14 protein-coding genes and 1 pseudogene are annotated in these 15,846 nt (G+C 68.7%); 11 read left to right on the forward strand and 4 right to left on the reverse strand.

Annotation, left to right across the window (positions count from 1 at the left end; genetic code table 11):
- Positions 1-45: 45 nt before the first annotated feature.
- Positions 46-558, reverse strand: coding sequence for a hypothetical protein (locus tag ACH4DZ_RS34705; RefSeq protein WP_398291966.1), 513 nt, complete (start codon positions 556-558; stop codon positions 46-48).
- Here ACH4DZ_RS34705 and ACH4DZ_RS34710 point away from each other — a divergent pair.
- Positions 557-1,849 (forward strand): serine hydrolase domain-containing protein, encoded by a 1,293-nt coding sequence (locus tag ACH4DZ_RS34710; protein ID WP_398291968.1) that lies wholly within the window; start codon positions 557-559, stop codon positions 1,847-1,849. The genes ACH4DZ_RS34705 and ACH4DZ_RS34710 overlap by 2 nt on opposite strands.
- A 189-nt stretch (positions 1,850-2,038) precedes the next feature.
- Positions 2,039-2,797, forward strand: coding sequence for an alpha/beta fold hydrolase (locus tag ACH4DZ_RS34715; protein ID WP_398291970.1), 759 nt, complete (start codon positions 2,039-2,041; stop codon positions 2,795-2,797).
- 238 nt (positions 2,798-3,035) lie between these two features.
- Here ACH4DZ_RS34715 and ACH4DZ_RS34720 read toward each other — a convergent pair whose 3' ends face one another.
- A complete protein-coding gene (locus ACH4DZ_RS34720; RefSeq protein WP_398291972.1) occupies positions 3,036-3,611 on the reverse strand; it encodes a hypothetical protein in 576 nt (191 codons plus the stop codon).
- 191 nt (positions 3,612-3,802) lie between these two features.
- On the opposite strand from ACH4DZ_RS34720, the gene ACH4DZ_RS34725 reads away from it, so the two are divergent.
- The 3 genes from ACH4DZ_RS34725 (at position 3,803) to ACH4DZ_RS34735 (ending at position 6,239) form a co-directional block, all read left to right on the forward strand.
- Positions 3,803-4,843, forward strand: a complete 1,041-nt coding sequence (locus tag ACH4DZ_RS34725) for an ArsR/SmtB family transcription factor (protein ID WP_398291974.1) — start codon at positions 3,803-3,805, stop codon at positions 4,841-4,843.
- 113 nt (positions 4,844-4,956) lie between these two features.
- Positions 4,957-5,868, forward strand: coding sequence for a hypothetical protein (locus tag ACH4DZ_RS34730; RefSeq protein WP_398291977.1), 912 nt, complete (start codon positions 4,957-4,959; stop codon positions 5,866-5,868).
- 104 nt (positions 5,869-5,972) lie between these two features.
- Positions 5,973-6,239 (forward strand): DNA gyrase subunit A, encoded by a 267-nt coding sequence (locus tag ACH4DZ_RS34735; RefSeq protein WP_398291980.1) that lies wholly within the window; start codon positions 5,973-5,975, stop codon positions 6,237-6,239.
- 71 nt (positions 6,240-6,310) lie between these two features.
- On the opposite strand, the gene ACH4DZ_RS34740 is transcribed toward ACH4DZ_RS34735, so the two are convergent.
- Positions 6,311-6,754 carry a hypothetical protein gene (locus ACH4DZ_RS34740; protein ID WP_398291982.1) on the reverse strand — a complete coding sequence of 148 codons (444 nt, stop codon included), beginning with the start codon at positions 6,752-6,754 and terminating at the stop codon, positions 6,311-6,313.
- Positions 6,755-7,162: 408 nt separating this feature from the next.
- On the opposite strand from ACH4DZ_RS34740, the gene ACH4DZ_RS34745 reads away from it, so the two are divergent.
- The 4 genes and pseudogenes from ACH4DZ_RS34745 to ACH4DZ_RS34760 all read left to right on the forward strand — a co-directional run bounded on the left by ACH4DZ_RS34745 (position 7,163) and on the right by ACH4DZ_RS34760 (position 12,077).
- A complete protein-coding gene (locus ACH4DZ_RS34745) occupies positions 7,163-8,383 on the forward strand; it encodes a metallophosphoesterase (RefSeq protein ID WP_398291984.1) in 1,221 nt (406 codons plus the stop codon).
- Positions 8,384-8,970: 587 nt separating this feature from the next.
- A pseudogene (locus ACH4DZ_RS34750) lies at positions 8,971-9,456 on the forward strand (DUF4334 domain-containing protein); the annotation flags it as partial.
- 83 nt (positions 9,457-9,539) lie between these two features.
- Positions 9,540-10,631 (forward strand): NAD(P)-dependent alcohol dehydrogenase, encoded by a 1,092-nt coding sequence (locus ACH4DZ_RS34755; protein ID WP_398291986.1) that lies wholly within the window; start codon positions 9,540-9,542, stop codon positions 10,629-10,631.
- Positions 10,632-10,880: 249 nt separating this feature from the next.
- A complete protein-coding gene (locus ACH4DZ_RS34760) occupies positions 10,881-12,077 on the forward strand; it encodes a TetR/AcrR family transcriptional regulator (RefSeq protein ID WP_398291988.1) in 1,197 nt (398 codons plus the stop codon).
- Positions 12,078-12,090: 13 nt separating this feature from the next.
- Here ACH4DZ_RS34760 and ACH4DZ_RS34765 read toward each other — a convergent pair whose 3' ends face one another.
- Positions 12,091-13,290 (reverse strand): oxygenase MpaB family protein, encoded by a 1,200-nt coding sequence (locus ACH4DZ_RS34765; protein WP_398291990.1) that lies wholly within the window; start codon positions 13,288-13,290, stop codon positions 12,091-12,093.
- A gap of 419 nt (positions 13,291-13,709) precedes the next feature.
- On the opposite strand from ACH4DZ_RS34765, the gene ACH4DZ_RS34770 reads away from it, so the two are divergent.
- Both ACH4DZ_RS34770 and ACH4DZ_RS34775 read left to right on the forward strand, forming a co-directional pair.
- Positions 13,710-15,050 carry an FG-GAP repeat domain-containing protein gene (locus tag ACH4DZ_RS34770; RefSeq protein WP_398291992.1) on the forward strand — a complete coding sequence of 447 codons (1,341 nt, stop codon included), beginning with the start codon at positions 13,710-13,712 and terminating at the stop codon, positions 15,048-15,050.
- 236 nt (positions 15,051-15,286) lie between these two features.
- The gene (locus ACH4DZ_RS34775) at positions 15,287-15,553 is read left to right on the forward strand and encodes a hypothetical protein (RefSeq protein WP_398291994.1); all 267 of its coding nucleotides are present in this window, start codon (positions 15,287-15,289) and stop codon (positions 15,551-15,553) included.
- Positions 15,554-15,846 lie beyond the last annotated feature (293 nt).

The following is a 15,846-nucleotide window of genomic DNA, read 5'->3' on the forward strand; positions in this document are numbered from 1 at the left end:
CCGTAGCCCTCGACGAGGCCGAGACGGCGGCTCACCTGTGCTGCATCACAGGCGAACCGACATCGGCGTCTGCACCACCTCTTCGTCGTCGGTGAAGACACCGGACGCCGTCGCCCCGCCGAGGAGCACCGTGACGAGTGCCGCCGCGCCGACGAGTGCCCACCTCGTCCGCCCCGGCCTGGTGCGCGCCGATACGGCGACCACGGGTGCGATGTTCGAGGGCATGGCGTCCGCAGGCATGGCGGGTGCGGGTGCGGGTGCGGGTGCGGGTGCGGGTGCGGAACCGTACGCGATGTCGGTGCGGGCGTCCAGCCATGCCTCCGCCTCGTCGCCCCGGATTCCGCAGGCCGCTACGAACGCCGCGACGAGCTCCTCGCGGGGAAGCCGTTCCCTGCCGAGCATGGTCGCCGCCGTGGAGTACGGCAGACAGTGGCCCGCGTCGGCCGCTTGGCGTTCCAGTCGACGGTAGCTCAGGCCCGACCAGACCTTGAGCCGCCGCAGCGCCGCCACAAAGGCGGCCGCGTCGGTGTCCGGCGGTGTGGGCGGTGCGGTGGTCATGACGGTGGTCCCCCTGATGAGCTGGACGTACACGGGCTCGCACAAGCTCGAACACCCTGACAGCTTGAAGAACGGCAGCAGCGACCGTCAACCTCGGTGCGGATTCCCGATGTTGGAGGTCATAGGTCATATGGGTCTGTCCCACTGCCGTCGCACCCGCGCCACCGTCACCACTCTGGTGGCCCTGCTGATGCTGGGCTCGTGCTCCCAGGAGGGTGATGTCCGGCGGCCGGCCACCGGGTCCGCCTCGGCCGCCCCGAAGGCGCGCGGCGGAGAGTCGGTCGCCGACTTCCTCCACCGCGTCCTCCCTGCCGGGGCGGGCGGCACCGTGATCGCCGCACGCGGCGACGAACTCGCGTACTGCGGAGGGTTCGGGACAGCGGACCGCGCCTCCGGCACTCCCGCGAGTTGCCGCACCGTGTACGACGTCATGTCGATCACGAAGCAGTTCACCGCCGCCGCAATCCTGAAGCTGGAGGTGATGGGGCGGCTGCGGGTGAGCGACCGGATCAGCCGGTTCCTGGGGCCGGTCCCCGAGGGCAAGCGCGACATCACGATCGACCAGCTACTCACGCACACCTCGGGTCTCGTGGAGGCGCTCGGCGACGACTACCAACCCGTCTCGCGCGACGAACTGGTGCGGCAGGCCATGGCATCGAAACCGCAGTCGGCGCCGGGGAAGGAGTTCCACTACTCGAACACCGGATACAGCCTGCTCGCCGCGATCGTCGAGAAGGCGTCCGGGGAGGGGTACGAACCGTTCCTGGCCCGGCACCTGTTCGCCCCGGCCGGTATGGAACGCACGGGATACGTCCTGCCCCGGTGGCCGCGGGACCTGGTCGCGGTGGAGTACGACAGCGAGGGGCGCAGCCAGGGCAGGCCCGTCGACCACCCCTGGGCCGCCGACGGGCCGTACTGGCACCTGCGGGGCAACGGCGGCATGCTCTCGACCGCCCAGGACATGTTCCGCTGGCACCGGGCCCTTTCCGGCGACGATGTGCTGCCGGAGCAGGCCAGGCAGAAGCTGTTCGCGCCACGCGTACGGGTGCCCGGCCTGGACGGCTCGTACGGATACGGCTGGGCCGTCCGCGAGACCCCCGCCGGACGGACCGTCTGGCACAACGGCGGCAACGACTGGTCGCTGGCATACCTCACGAGGTCGCTGCGCGACGGCGTCCTGGTCTACTGGGTCAGCAACCACGCCTACCAGGACGGCAAGTGGAACCTGGAGGACCAGGCGGAGGAACTGACCCAGGGCATCGCCGACCGCGTCCGCGCCGAGGACGACTGAACCGGTGACCGTATACAAGCCGCGCTCGCTTGCGAGGCATGCCGTCAGGAACATGACGGTCTGTTGTAACCCTTCGGGTTCGACGCGTTTAGGGTTGCCTGGCAACGGCGCTGGCGAAGAGTCCGTCCCTCGGGCTGTTTCCTGAACCGGTGCCGATCCGTCGAAGCCGCATCGCGACCGAGAGTGACCATGACACCCGACACACAGCTGGCCCATGACCTCAAGGGCACGGGACCGCTACTTGTGGCAGTCCACGGCATCACCGAGAACCGAAGCTTCTGGGACCCTGTCAACCTGCAGGAACACTTCCGCGTGCTGCGCGTCGACCTGCGCGGCCACGGGGAGTCGCCTCGGACCACGCCGTTCGGCATCGACGAGTCGGTGGAGGACATCCACCGACTTATCGAGTCGCTGGGCGCGGAACTGCCCGGGGACCAGGCCCCGTTCATCGTCGGCCATTCCCTTGGCGGGGTCATTGCCACTGCCTACGCAGCTCGCTATCCGACCCGTGGTGTGGTGAACGTCGACCAGTCCCTGCGGATCGGCCCGCTGCCCGCGGAGATAGCCACCACAGTGCGGGGAGAGGGCTTCGCGGACTTCGTTCGTACGGTTTTCGCCTCGCTGTACGGTGAGCTGGACCCCGCGCTCGTGGCTGACATCGAGCAGCGCCGCACCCTCGACAGGGACGTGTTCAGCGGTTTCTGGACCCCGTTGCTCGATTGGGACGCCGACACCCTGGCAGCGTGGTCGCGGCGGACCACGAGTCTCCCGCCTGGTGTCCCCTACCTGTCTTTGCATGGCACGGACCCCGGTGACGACTATGCCGGCTGGCTCGCCGGCCGCATCCCCGGCGCCGTGGCCGAGCAGACACCGAAGCGCACTCACTATCCGCACCTGGCACAACCTGAATGGTTCGTCTCCCGCGTCCAGGAGTTCTTCGGCACCTGATGCCTGATTGACCAAGAGCCATGCCCGGAACCAGGCCTTGTCCTGGGACGCCCTCGGACCAACTGCGGACGTCTGACTCGGCGGGCTTGTCCAGGACCTCCGGTTCTCGGCACCCCTCATCTCGAAACGGTGTGCGCCCCGTGAGCACGTGAACGGCGACGCACCCTGAAAGAGGCTGTCGGCCACTTCGGGACCATGGCGTGCTGATCGCCACTGGACCCTCGCTGGACAGTCCCGTCTACGCGGAGCGGTGACCGTCACGATCCGTTGGGCACCCTCGGACGGCCGCCGTCAGCTCCTGAACTGTGTCGAGCACCCTGTCCACCACCTCGGCCAGCGGCCTGGACGCATCGATGACCGTGGCCCCACGGCTTACATAGATCGACTCCGTCAAGAGATTCCACTTCAGCGCCGCTGCCAGCTCTTCGGGATGCCTGCCGAAGGTGTTCGTGGTGCGCGTCGCGAGCCGGTGCCGGAGAGTCTTCTCGTCGATCACCAGGCACACAGTCATGTCGAAAAGATCGCCGACGTCTGCCTCGTTCTCCGCCGACCCGCACAAGAACGCGACCCGGGAACGAGACTCCTCGACGAGAACCTCAACGCGCTCACGAACGATCGCCCATCCGTACCGATCGAGCCAACCGCCGGGAACCGGATCCGGAGGATCCACCACGACCTCTCCCGTGGCCCGGTCGATCCAGCGACTGAAACCGTCCTCGTCGGCGTCGAAGGCGACGTAGCCACGCGCCCGCAACACCCCACCGACCGTGGACTTGCCGGCGCCTGAATTGCCCGTCACCCACACCAATGCCATGCCGCCAGCCTAGACACGACCGTCCCGGGCCGGCGCCCCCACCACAGAAAACAGCCACCGCAACCATGACCGTCTCGATCTCGCCCCATCCCGGTCGGAGCGGTGCTGGACCCGGGGGCTTCTGACGCGAATATGCCTCCCGCTATGTGCCCCCGGAGACCAAGCTGTCATTACGAGGATCGGGGGACCTCATGTTGCGTATTCACTTCACTTCTGACGATCTGCAACGCATACGCCTGGCACGGCAGCCGGAACCCATGTGGGAGGTTGTCTGCAGCCTCTGCCGACTGCAGAGCCATGAGGGTGAGGCCGTCTTCGGGAAGTGGCGCCGGCACTCGGTGACCAGGCTGTCGCGGCCGGACTCCGGCCTCCTGCGTACGGTACTCCGGCCCCTGGTACCGCTGGGGCCTTACATTCCGGACTTCCTCACCCCCGCCGAGCCCGAGGTCGATCCGGAGGGCGCGATCGATACGGTGCTGCGCACTTCCCCGCAGCGTTTGCGGCATGACCTCACGCTGCTCGGCAATGTCACGGCCCTGCCCTCCTGGACGTCGGAGCTGGCCGATGGGAAGAGGACACCTCTCCACCGGCTCGGGCGGGCGCTGCACGGCTACTTCGAAACCACGCTCGCCCCGGTCTGGCAGGACCTGCGCAGCCAGGTCGACGCCGATGTGCACCTTCGCGTACGCCAGTTGGTCGACGGTGGCAGCGAAGCGCTGCTCCGCGAGTTGCCGACGGCACGGTGGGAGCCCCCGGTCCTGCTCTTTCCCTATCCGGCCGACCGGGACCTGCACCTCGCCGGGCGAGGGCTGCGGCTGGTGCCGTCCTTCTTCTGCTGGCGAAGGGTGCTGACGCTCGTGGACCAGGCGCTCACCCCGACCCTTGTCTACCCCGTGCAACGCCAGGCCCCCGGACTGCTCGCCGCGTCTGCTGACGACCCCGACGATCCGGCTCTCTCGGCACTGCTCGGCCGGACCAGGGCTTCGATCCTGGAATCGCTCGCGGACGCCGTCGGCAAGTCGACGTCCGAACTGGCCTGGACTGTCGGGGTTTCCTTGCCGACGTCGAGTCAGCAGATCTCCATCCTGCGGGCCGCGGGCCTGATCGCCAGCCAGCGTGACGGAAAACGCGTCCTGCACAGCGCTACTCGGCTCGGCCGCGCACTCGTCGAAAGTGGCGAGCACCAGCACAAAGACGCCCTCTCGCTGCTTGCCCGGCCGAAAAGGCCGTGATCACCGCCCCCGCATCGCGGTGGTACCACGGAACGGGGAATCCCCGAGCGAACGATCAATCGAACACGATCAGAACTCTGATCAGCGGAGTTCCCGGCATCTCGGAGCAGTATTTGGCTGTCGTCGAAACGTGTTGCCGTGGTGGTGCGGTGTGGAAATCCTGGGCCGGCAGGAGGGAAATCGCCTGCGCGGTTCCTGGAGTTCCACACGAATTGAGGTGTTCGCTGATGTCCAGACGTTTAGCCGGCGTCCTGGTGGCGGTCGCGGCTCTGGCCGGAAGTATCTTTCCGGCTGCTGCGAGCGCACAGGACCGGACCGCATGCTCGCCATCGGACTACACGGATGGAACCTGCCTGGCTTTCGCGGTGACGGGCGGCGAGAAACCCGAAATCGGGGCGGTGCGTGCCGCCGTCGAGCGCGGTGACGCGGCGCAGGCGCGCGGCTATGTGAAACACCGCGCGGAGAACCACCGAGACAGCCTGCAGACGACACTCCAGGCGCTGGTGACGTCGCCGAAGACGTCCTCCGACGTCCACATTCTCAACGACCCCGAGAATGACGGAATCGGCACGATCACCAGCAGATGGTCCTGGCGCCTGGACCAGCCGATCATCTTCGGCTACTGCGATCCGCAGGGCTGCACGCAACGGGACACGCTGGACGCGCACTACGCCCTCAACATCTTCTTCACCGGAGAGACAACCCTGGACGGGGAACTGTCGACCCGGGCGGGCGCGAAGTTCAGCATCAACAACCACGACTGCACTCTGTACGCCGACCTGAACTGGCAGATCGACCCCAATCTCGCGGACTGGCCCAGGTGCGACACCGCCTCCCAGACCAGCCGGTACACGATCTTCCCGGGGAACGTCACCCAGATGCGCAAAAACGAGTGGAACTACTTGGCGATCGGTCTGCGTTTCACTCCGACCGGCAGCGATCAGGCATTCGCCTTCAACTGGGAGTCCCGGCGCTGGTACGTTGACGGCGGCGGCTCCCAAGAATTCCGGCAGTATTCGTCATGACGCACACGTGACAGAGTCACCGGTGGGCGCGACCCGCACTACGCGCCCACCGGTGCTTTGCTTTCTTGCCACCGCGCTTGATCAGATTTCGAGAAAGGGCCGAGATGAATGACTCCACTCGTTCTCTTCGGCAACGCCTGCATGTCCTCGACGGATTGCTCATGGCGATCGAACGCAGACACGAACTGGTCGACATCCTGTCAGGCTGTGAATCGACCGACCTGGCCCTGCAAGAGATCATCACGCGCCTCGGCGTCACCGAACCCGCCGCGCGAGTGCTCCTGGACATGCAGTTCCGACGGCTTCTGCCGCAAGAGGTGGACAAGTTGCAGCAGGAGGCGGCGCAGCTTCGCGCCACCCTCGATCCGTAGAAGGACCGGCCGTGCCGTCACAGTCGACGCCGCACCCTTACGGCCGACGCCGCAGCGCCAGGACATCCTGTTCAGCAGGTGCGAAGGCCCGGAATGGGTTCGTAGTTGCCGCCGCCGGACACCTTGGTGGCGGGGAACCAGCCCCAGCCGTTGTCAGAGTCGGCGACGTCACCCTGCGTCCAGAGCCACCAGTTGTTGCGGGCCTCACCGACCGGAGGGTTCTCCACCCCCTCCATCTTCATCTGGCAGGCGAACCAGTTCCGACCGGCGTAGAGATAGCCGCTGTACACGTAGACCGGATAGCCGGCCCGCACCAGATTGCCGCCCTCGTAGGCGTTGCAGTAGGTGGTCGTGTACGTGGTGCCCAAGAAATCCGTCACGGTGGGCCCTGCCCCGGAGCAGCCGGCTGCCGGGGCAGCCACCGCCGTGCCGCTCGCACCCAGACCGAGGCCCGCCGTCACCAGGACAGCCGCAGCGGCCGCCCGCCCGGCCCTTGCCGGGGCCGCACTCTCCATGCTGCCTTTCCTGTCTCTCCTGCCTTCCCGTATGCGCAACCGACGCATGGGTACCCCTCTTTCCTAGCCGACCTGAGAAACCGGCACCCCGGTAGACGACCGCGGTAGCCGTGACGCGTCCGATACACGTCCTTGCGACCCGCTTCGTCCAAACTGCCGCCGACGCCAGGACGTCGCCACACCTTTCCACCGTGGCCAAAAGGACCAAGCCGCATGGGCGCAAGGAGGCGACCCGCACGCGCCGGCACCCCGGTCCCGCCGTGGATGCCTGGTGGCGCTGTCCGGGCACCAAAGGTGCAGCCAAAAGGCGTGGCTGCGCTGCGTTCCTGACATGGCGACCACGTCCGGCCAGCCCGAGGACGACCGGATACAGTGCGCGGGACGGCAGTCTGGGCAAGGAGTGGAAGCGTGACCGACACCAACGACACCCGGCCCACCGGCGGTGAAGCACAAGCCGAGCGGCAGAGCCCGCTGAACCGCCTGATGCGCTACCTCCCCCTGATCGCCCCCGTCCTGCTGTGGGCCGTGCCCTGCGGGGTACTCCTGTACGGCGGACAGCGCTGGCCGTTGCCCGCCGCTCTTCTCGGCACCACTCTGTTCGCCTTCGGCCTCGTCGCCATGCCGCTCGCTATGGCGCGTGGTCACGGCCGGCGTCAGCAGGACTGGGCGGCGATCGTCGGTGACACCCTCCTGGGCGCCAGTTGGGTCCTGTTCACCTGGTCCGTTCTACTCGGTGTCCTGCTGCGGCTCGCCCTGAGCGTGCTGGGCGTCGGCGAGGGCCAGGACCGGGCCCGAATCGTCACGTGGGCCGTCCTCGGCGTGACCGCCGTACTGCTCGCCTGGGGCTACGCCGAAGCCCGCCGTGTACCACGTGTGCGCCGCCTCGACGTGCAACTGCCGCGCCTGGGCGCGGGGTTGGACGGTCTTCGCGTCGTTCTCATCACCGACACCCACTACGGCCCGCTCGATCGCGCCCGCTGGTCGGAACGGGTATGCGAGACGGTGAACTCCCTGGAGGCCGATCTGGTCTGCCACACCGGCGACATCGCGGACGGCACGGCCGAACGCCGTCGCGCCCAGGCCGCCCCGCTCGGCACCGTGGAGGCGACCCGGGCCCGGGTCTATGTCACCGGCAACCACGAGTACTACAGCGAGGCCCAGGGCTGGGTCGACCTGATGGACGAACTGGGCTGGGAGCCGCTGCGCAACCGCCACGTGCTGGTGGAACGCGGCGGCGACACCCTTGTGGTCGCCGGCGTGGATGACGTCACCGCCGAGTCCTCCGGCCTGGCCGGACACGGCGCCCACCTCGCCGGAGCCTTGAGCGACGCCGACCCCGACCTACCCGTCCTGCTCCTGGCGCATCAGCCCAAGTTCATCGACCGGGCGGCAGCCGAGGGCATCGACCTCCAGCTCTCGGGCCACACCCACGGCGGCCAGATCTGGCCCTTCCACCACCTCGTCCGCATCGACCAGCCCGCCCTCGCCGGCCTCAGCCACCACGGCCCCCGCACTCTCCTCTACACCAGCCGCGGCACCGGTTTCTGGGGCCCGCCGTTCCGCGTCTTCGCCCCCAGCGAGATCACCCTGCTCGTACTCCGCTCCCCTCAACAGCCCACCTCGGCGTAGCCGCGCTGGACGGGCCGACGCCCCGTGGCGAGGTTATGGAGGTCTTCATGCCCGGGCCGATCGCGATACCCGTGCTCGGCGTCACCCTCGGCGAGAACGGCGGACGTGCCGAACCGGTGGTGCTGGTCGACGGCCGTGAGTCCGCCCGGGTCACCGTCACCTGACGCTCCGCCATCGGAATCTGCGTCGCGGACCCGTGCAGGCGCGGCTCGTCGACACCGACCTCCTGCCCCGCGCGGCGCGACGCCTGCACCCACGTGCGGTACGCCCGACCGGAGACGGGACATGGGCGGGATCCGGGACATACTGAGCGTTCGCTAAAAGCTTCGGCATACGGGTGTGGTTGAGCAACTCCCCCTGCGATACTCGTTTTTGAGCGTCCAAGCTGGGGAAGTGACGTCGAAGAAGGCGCCAGAGGCCGGGCTTTACTGATCGATCGCTAAGCAGATCCGAGGAGGGCACGCCGCATTCACGGCCGTACGAGGCCGCCGATCGCCGCCCGTCCGGAAGAGAGCTGTTGAACACGTAGCCGAACCGAAGCCCTCCGCCACAGGGACCCGCTCCAGTACCGACGAGAGGCAAGCCACATGGACATGCTTGAGGCCCGCGCCCGGTTCCAGGAACTCCGGGAGAAGGACAGCCCCGTCGTGCCCCGCGAACTCGACGCGATCTGGGCGGCGTTGCCCACCGTCCGCCCCGAGGACATCCTCGGCGAGTGGAAGGGCGGCGAGTTCAATACGGGTCACCCCCTCAACGGCGCACTGGAGAAGGCCGGTTGGTACGGCAAGACGTTCACCTCCGTGCACGACGTCAAGCCGCTGATGTGCCGTGACGCGACGGGCCGGCTGTACTCCAACCGCGAACTCGGCAAAGGCGAGGCCAGCCTGTGGACCGTCGAGTTCCGGGGCGAGACGACGGCCACCATGGTCTACGACGGGCAGCCGGTCTTCGACCACTTCAAGCAGGTGGACGACACCACGCTGCTGGGGATCATGCACGCCAAGGGGGTCCCCGAGGAGGGCCCCTTCTACTACTTCTTCCTGGAGCGGGCCCCAAGTACCGCGGGCGCAGGCGTAGATGCCCGGCAGAAAGCCGCAGTGCCTCCGCAGGACGGCGCGAAGCCGCAACGCGGGGGTGCGCATACCGGAGAGAACGCGTGAGACGCGTCCGCGCCGCGGTCACCGGGGCGCCGGGCGCCCCGTTCACCGTCCGCGCCGCGGACATTGAGGACCCGCGGGCCCACGAGGTCCTGGTCAGGATGACCGCTGTCGGTGTCTGTCACACCGACCTGCGGATGCGGGACAGTTGGCGCCTCCACCTCACCCCGATGGTCTTCGGCCATGAGGGCACCGGCCGGATCGAGGCGGTGGGACCAGAGGTGACCGGCCTCGCGCCCGGGGACCGTGTCTGTCTCACCTTCGCCAGCTGCGGCACCTGCGACCAGTGCATGGCGGGCCACCCGGCCTACTGCCACGCCGCGCGGACCCACAACCTCTCCGGAGGACGCGCGGACGGCACCACCCCACTCTCCCTCGACGGCACACCACTGCGCGCCGGCTTCTTCGGCCAGTCCAGCTTCGCCACGTACGCCGTAGTCCACGAACGCGGTGTGATCAGGGTGCCGGCCGGGCTGCCGGACACGGTCGCCGCGCCGCTCGGCTGCAGCGGCCAGACCGGCGCGGGCACCGTCCTCAACCGGTTGCGCCCCGAACCCGGCTCGTCACTGGTCGTCCTGGGCGCGGGCGCGGTCGGCCTGAGCGCGCTGATGGCCGCGGTCGCCGTTGGCTGCGACCCGGTGGTGGCCGTCGATCCGGTCGCCGCCCGCCGCGACCTGGCCACCGCACTCGGCGCCGGGGCAGCCTTGCCACCCGGGGACGGACTCGTGGCGGCGCTGCGCGACCTCACCGGCGGGGGCGCGCAGCATGTCATCGAGACCTCCGGCCTTTCGCAGATGGCCCGCCAGGCCGTCGGCGCGCTCCGCCCGCGCGGCAACGTCGTCCTGCTCGGGCTCGGTGGGGAGGTGACGTTCGACGTGATGGGCCTGCTCGCCAAGGGGGTCCGTGTGCACGGAGTGATCGAGGGGGACTCCGACCCCGCGCGCTTCATTCCCGAACTGGTACGCCTCTACGAACGTGGCCTCTTCCCGCTCGACCGGCTGGTCACCACGTACCCCTTCGAGGCCATCGGCGCGGCCGTGGCCGCCATGGTTGGCGGCGATGTGGTCAAGCCGGTGCTCACTTTCGCCTGAAACGGACCGCTCCCGGCATGCCTCCGACCGGGAACGGCGCTGCTCCCGAAGCCGAAGGCCCGGGCCCCACCCCCGGGGGCCCTAGGGGGCGTATCCCTGGCGGAGCGGCGCGACACGGAAAGGGCGAGGCGCCGGGCCTGTGCGGCCTGTGCGGCCTGTGCGGGCTTTGCGAGCGACTCGGACGGCTGGGGCAGTGCGGGCGGCGCCGAGGGAGCCCGCCTCCTGACGGCGTGTGATTGACTGATTCGCATGGCCTCCGCCTCCCCGTCCGCCCGTTCGGCCGAGACCGCCGGCCGCACCGCGGCCGCTCGGCCCCGCAACCGCAGACAGCTCATCGTCGAGGCGGCCGGGCGGGTCTTCAGCGAGCGCGGCTACCACTCGGCGTCCATGGAACAGGTCGCTGCCGGTGTGGGCATCTCCGCGGCCGCCCTGTACCGGCACTTCCCGAACAAGTACGCGCTGTTCGCCGAGTGCGCCGACGTCATGGTGGACGGACTGGTCGCCGCGCTCGACGAAGTACCGCCCGGGGCGGCCCTGGCGGACGTGCTCACCGCCCTCACCCGGATCACCGTCGCTCATCGCGCGTCGGGCGGCGTGTACCGCTGGGAGGCCCGGTACCTCAGCCGCGAGGACCGCCACCGTCTCGCAGCGAAGTTCGGTCACCTCGTCGAGCGGGTCGATGACGCGGTACAACGCGAGCACCCGCTGGCCGACGAGCGACTGCGGGCCACGGCGGCCCTCGGCGCGATCGGATCCATCACGATGCACCACACGTCCATCGCCCAACGCCGGGCCGAGGAACTGCTGCTGGCGTCCGCGTCGAGCGTGGCGGCGAGCGATCCGACCTCGGGCCGGCCCGCAGCGCAGCGCATCGATCTGCCCGCCCGGCCGGTACCGCGCACGCGACGCGCGGAGATCCTCGCGGCCGCCATCCCGCTGTTCGCCCGGCACGGATTCCCCAGCGTCACGAACGGACAGATCGCCGAAGCGGTGGGACTGACCCCGTCCGCGCTCTACCGCCACTATCCCGGCAAGATCGACATCCTGGCAGCCGCGTGCCTTCAGGCCGCCGGACTGCTGGCCCAGGGTGTGGAACGCAACCTGCACGAGGTGGCGGGGTCCTACGAGGCCGTCGTCGCGCTGGCGGCGACCCATGTGGCCTACAGCTTCGAGTACACCGAACTGAACAGCGTCGCCGAGGCCGAACTCGCCGGCTTGCCTGCCGGACTGCGACAGCCCGTGGTCCTCGCGCAGCGGGACCACATAGCCGTCTGGGAACAGGAACTGCGGCTGGTCCGTCCCGAGTTGGACCCGCGCCAGGCCCGGGTGCTGGTACACGCCGGGTTCGGAGTGGTGGTCGAGGCGGGACGCAGACTGCGGTGGCGGGACAGCCCCGACCGTCGTGCGGCCGTAACCGCCCTGATGCTGGGCGCGCTGGGGCTCTGAACGGATCGACCGCTCAGCTCGCTCTGTTGCCGGTGGGGATCGTGATGGGGGTGGTCGTCCCGGAGGAGCCCTTGTTGAGAAACAGCATGGCCAGGGCGCGCACGAACTGGTCGAACACGTAGAAGGTGCCCAGCATGACGGGCGAGAGGCCCTCACGGAACAGGATGAACGCCGGCCAGGCAGTACGGACCAGGGCGGCCGACGCGTAATCGCGTTTCAGCCCCAGCCAGTCGCCCACCTCGTCGTTGAGGACGTAACGCACGAACTCGTTCAGGAATCCGCGGGTGACGCCCAGGTCGATCTGCGCGGTCAGGCCCAGCAGGTCCTCAGCCAGCGCGATGCCCTCGGTGGAGGGAGTGAGTATCGGGGTGAGCACCTGCGCCGCCTGCTTCTCGGCAGCCGCCCACGTCTGCGGAATGTGCTCGTCCGGTACGCCGAGCAGATGGATGGCGACCTGCCACGAGTGCAGGAACGCCTCCTGGTCCGCGGCCGGGAAAGGGATCTTCCAGTCGAGCAGCTTCCTGTACACGAAGGTACCCAGGCTGTGGAAGGTCACCAGGATGTCGGCGGCACTGATCGGAATCGTCTCGTCGGCGACCGCCTTCCAGTGGGGAGACTGCGGCAGCAGGTGACGTACCGCGGCGTGCACCACACGTGTCTTGTTGGCGGTGACGACGAACTGCCCCGTCGGCTCGAAGGCCCGCAGTTGGGACAGGTCGTAGCCGAAGGTGAACGTCTTGGCCGCGCGGTCCTGCATGTCGGCGCCGCCCGCGGACCAGTAGACGCTCTTGGCCTCGCGCGGGATCACGGTGCTCATGATTCCGCTGCCGAGGCCGTACAGCATGAACAGGTACGTGTCCCTGCGCCGGTTGAAGTCGGCGGCGCGTGCCAGCTTGGCGCGGTCCGCCCAGGCGGGCAACCGGTTGAACTGCCGCAGGTGCGCGGCGAACACGTCCGGGAGGCCGGCGGGCAGCGGGTCGTTGTTGTTCACCCATGACGCCCACGCGGTGTTGATCGTCGGCACGTGGCCGTTCTCCAGCATCGAAACCATCAGAGGATCCGTCGCGTCGTCCCAGATCCATGCCGGATCGGCCCCCGCGGCGGCCCCCGTCGCCGAGCCCGTCGACGCAAACGCCCCGGCGGGGTTCGCCACACCCACCAGGCCGAGCGCGGCGCCGAGGGACAACGCCCTTCTTCTGCTGAGATTCTGCATTGACTTACCCGCTTCCCATCGAGGGGGGCGACACCGGGTCAGGCTACGGCGAGCGCCATTTGCATGCTCCGAGCGTGCTGCGTCTTGTAGCAGATAGGTGATTCGCCATTAACATAGCGAGGTGCATTGCCGGCGGCAATGGTGATGAGCGAGGGGTTGCCGCCGATGCGGGAACGACAAGGTGACGCCGCGCGGCCCGGACCCCGAGGACGGATTTCACGACCTCACGACCTCGCCCTCGACGTCGAGGGCAAGCGTGGCCGCTCGGAGTCCGTGACGGTCGCAACCGCTCGTGGGGATGGGACGACCTGCCCGCTGCGCGGGACGCCGCCGATGAGGCGGGCCCGTCGTGCATCACCCCCGTAACAAAATGATCTGCTTCCTTGTGCGGGCCGTGTCCACGCCCTTGAAGTGGGCTGATGCACTTTCCGACAGCAGGCGGTCCGTTCTTCCGCCACCTGCGCATGTGGCACGCCGTGTCGGCCTCCCTCGTAGGGGTGGCGGTGGTGGTGGCCCTTGTCCTTCTCCCGTCCGACGGCGCACGCTCGGTGCCCAACAGCCCCTGCCGACCGGCCGATTCGGCGCGCGAGGACACCCCCGTGAGCCCCGACCTCGACGGGGACGGCTTCGTCGATCTGGTGCACGAGATCTCCCGGTCGCTCAAGGTCGACGTGGTCGTCGTGCCCGGCTCCGCGCACGGTCCGGACCACGACCGCACGACTGTCCTCTCCCAGGACGACCTCGGCGTGCCGGACGACATCCAGACGGGCGATGATCCGTGGCAGCCCACGATCGCCGACCTGGATGAGGACGGCCACGCCGACCTGGTCGTCAGCGGCGCCGCCCAGGTCCTGTGGGGAGGCCCCAAGGGCCCGCAGGCCGACGGACCGCACGGGCGTGTGCCCCTGCCGGGCAGCGGATACAGCACCGCGCCGATCGCCGGTGACTTCGACGCAGACGGCCACACCGACCTCGTGGTCTTCAGGTTCTCGAACGAGGATCAGGAGTTGGTCGTCCTCAAGGGACCGTTCAGGCGCTCCGGAGCCCCTGCCCGGACCGTGGAGATCCCCAGCCCGGTCCACGAGGGCGCGTCGCCCGTGCTGGTCGCGGGGGACGCGAACGACGACCGCGCCACCGATCTCGCGCTCTACGACTCGCCATGGGATCCGCCCCTGCTGTTCACCGGCGGCGCCCGTACCGCCGCCGGTCTGAGCAGAGAGCCCGAGCGTCTGCCGGAGGGCGAGAACGTCGTCTTCGGCGACTTCGACGGCGACGGGCGGCAGGACGTCGCCATCGGCCGGAGTTTCGTCGACGGCGACGACGAGATCGACACACCCCACCGGCGCGGCCAGGTCAGCGTCCGCTACGGGAAGGAGCCGGGGAAGTGGGTGACCATGGACGGCGGCGGCTTCAAGGAAGGCTTCGGCGCCAGGCTCGCCGCCGCGGACTTCGACGGCGACGGCTGCGACGACCTGGCCGTACAACTCACCAGGAAGAAGGAGACGGGGGACGCGCGGATCGAGGTACTGCGGGGTGGCTCCGAGTACGGGCTCGGGTCGAAGCCCTGGCGCGCCACCAAGCGCTCCGTGCCGGGAGACGACGGCCCCGTCGACGGCACGCTCTTCGCCGTCCAGGACTGGGACGGCGACGGCCGCGCCGAACTGGCTCTTCTCGGCGAGGACAGATGGTGGATCATCGACGGCACGAACCGCGACGAGGCATCCTTCCCTCTCACACCCAGCAAGGGCGAGGGCTCCTAGTCACATGTGCGTCGTCCGGTGACGGCGGGCCGGCCGTTGGGTGTCTGCAGGCGGTCCTTGTCGGCCGGTGGCCTGGCGGCACGGGTGATGACCGTACGGCTCTCCTCGTGGTCATGTCGTGGTCATGGTGACCGCGGCCTCAAGTCGCGGTGTTTCCACGGGAATCGGGGGCAATCGTAGGGTGGCCGATCCATGACGGGATCGGGTCCGAGTGCGATCACCCGAAGGAGAGACAGATGACCACGCAGTATGGCGACCGACCGACCGGGCAGCAACGCCAAAGTGCACCGCAGGGCACGGCAACGGGCAACGTGCTGAGCATCATCGCGATGGTGCTGGGCGTGATCTCGCTGCTCTTCTTCCCGATCGTCTTCGGTGTGATCGGCCTGATACTGGCCATCATCGCCAAGACCGTCCGGCACGAGCGACTCGCCGTACCCGCCCTCGTGGTCAGCGCTGTCGGCCTGATCGGCGGTCTGCTCCTCGGCGCCCTGCTGGCTTAGGACGTTTCGCATCCTCTGGATCGTGTCGGATCGCGCCCTGGTGTCCGGTGAGACGCATCGCAAGGTGGAGTACGACCCGTGCACGGATACGCTCGGGCCGTACGACAACGCCGCGAGGTGCCTTGCCGGGCACCACCAGCCTGGTACTGGCCGCTCTGTTCATGTCCACCTCGTTCAAGGAACGCAGCACTAGCGAGTCCTGAAGAAGCAGAGTGTCTGGCCGTTCTCGTCCGGTGTGGCGTCCGCGCACGCCGACTGCCATCCCTCGGGAAGCGACGGTGTCGGGCCTGACT

Source organism: Streptomyces sp. NPDC017991 (assembly GCF_044328075.1).
GTDB lineage: Bacteria > Actinomycetota > Actinomycetes > Streptomycetales > Streptomycetaceae > Streptomyces.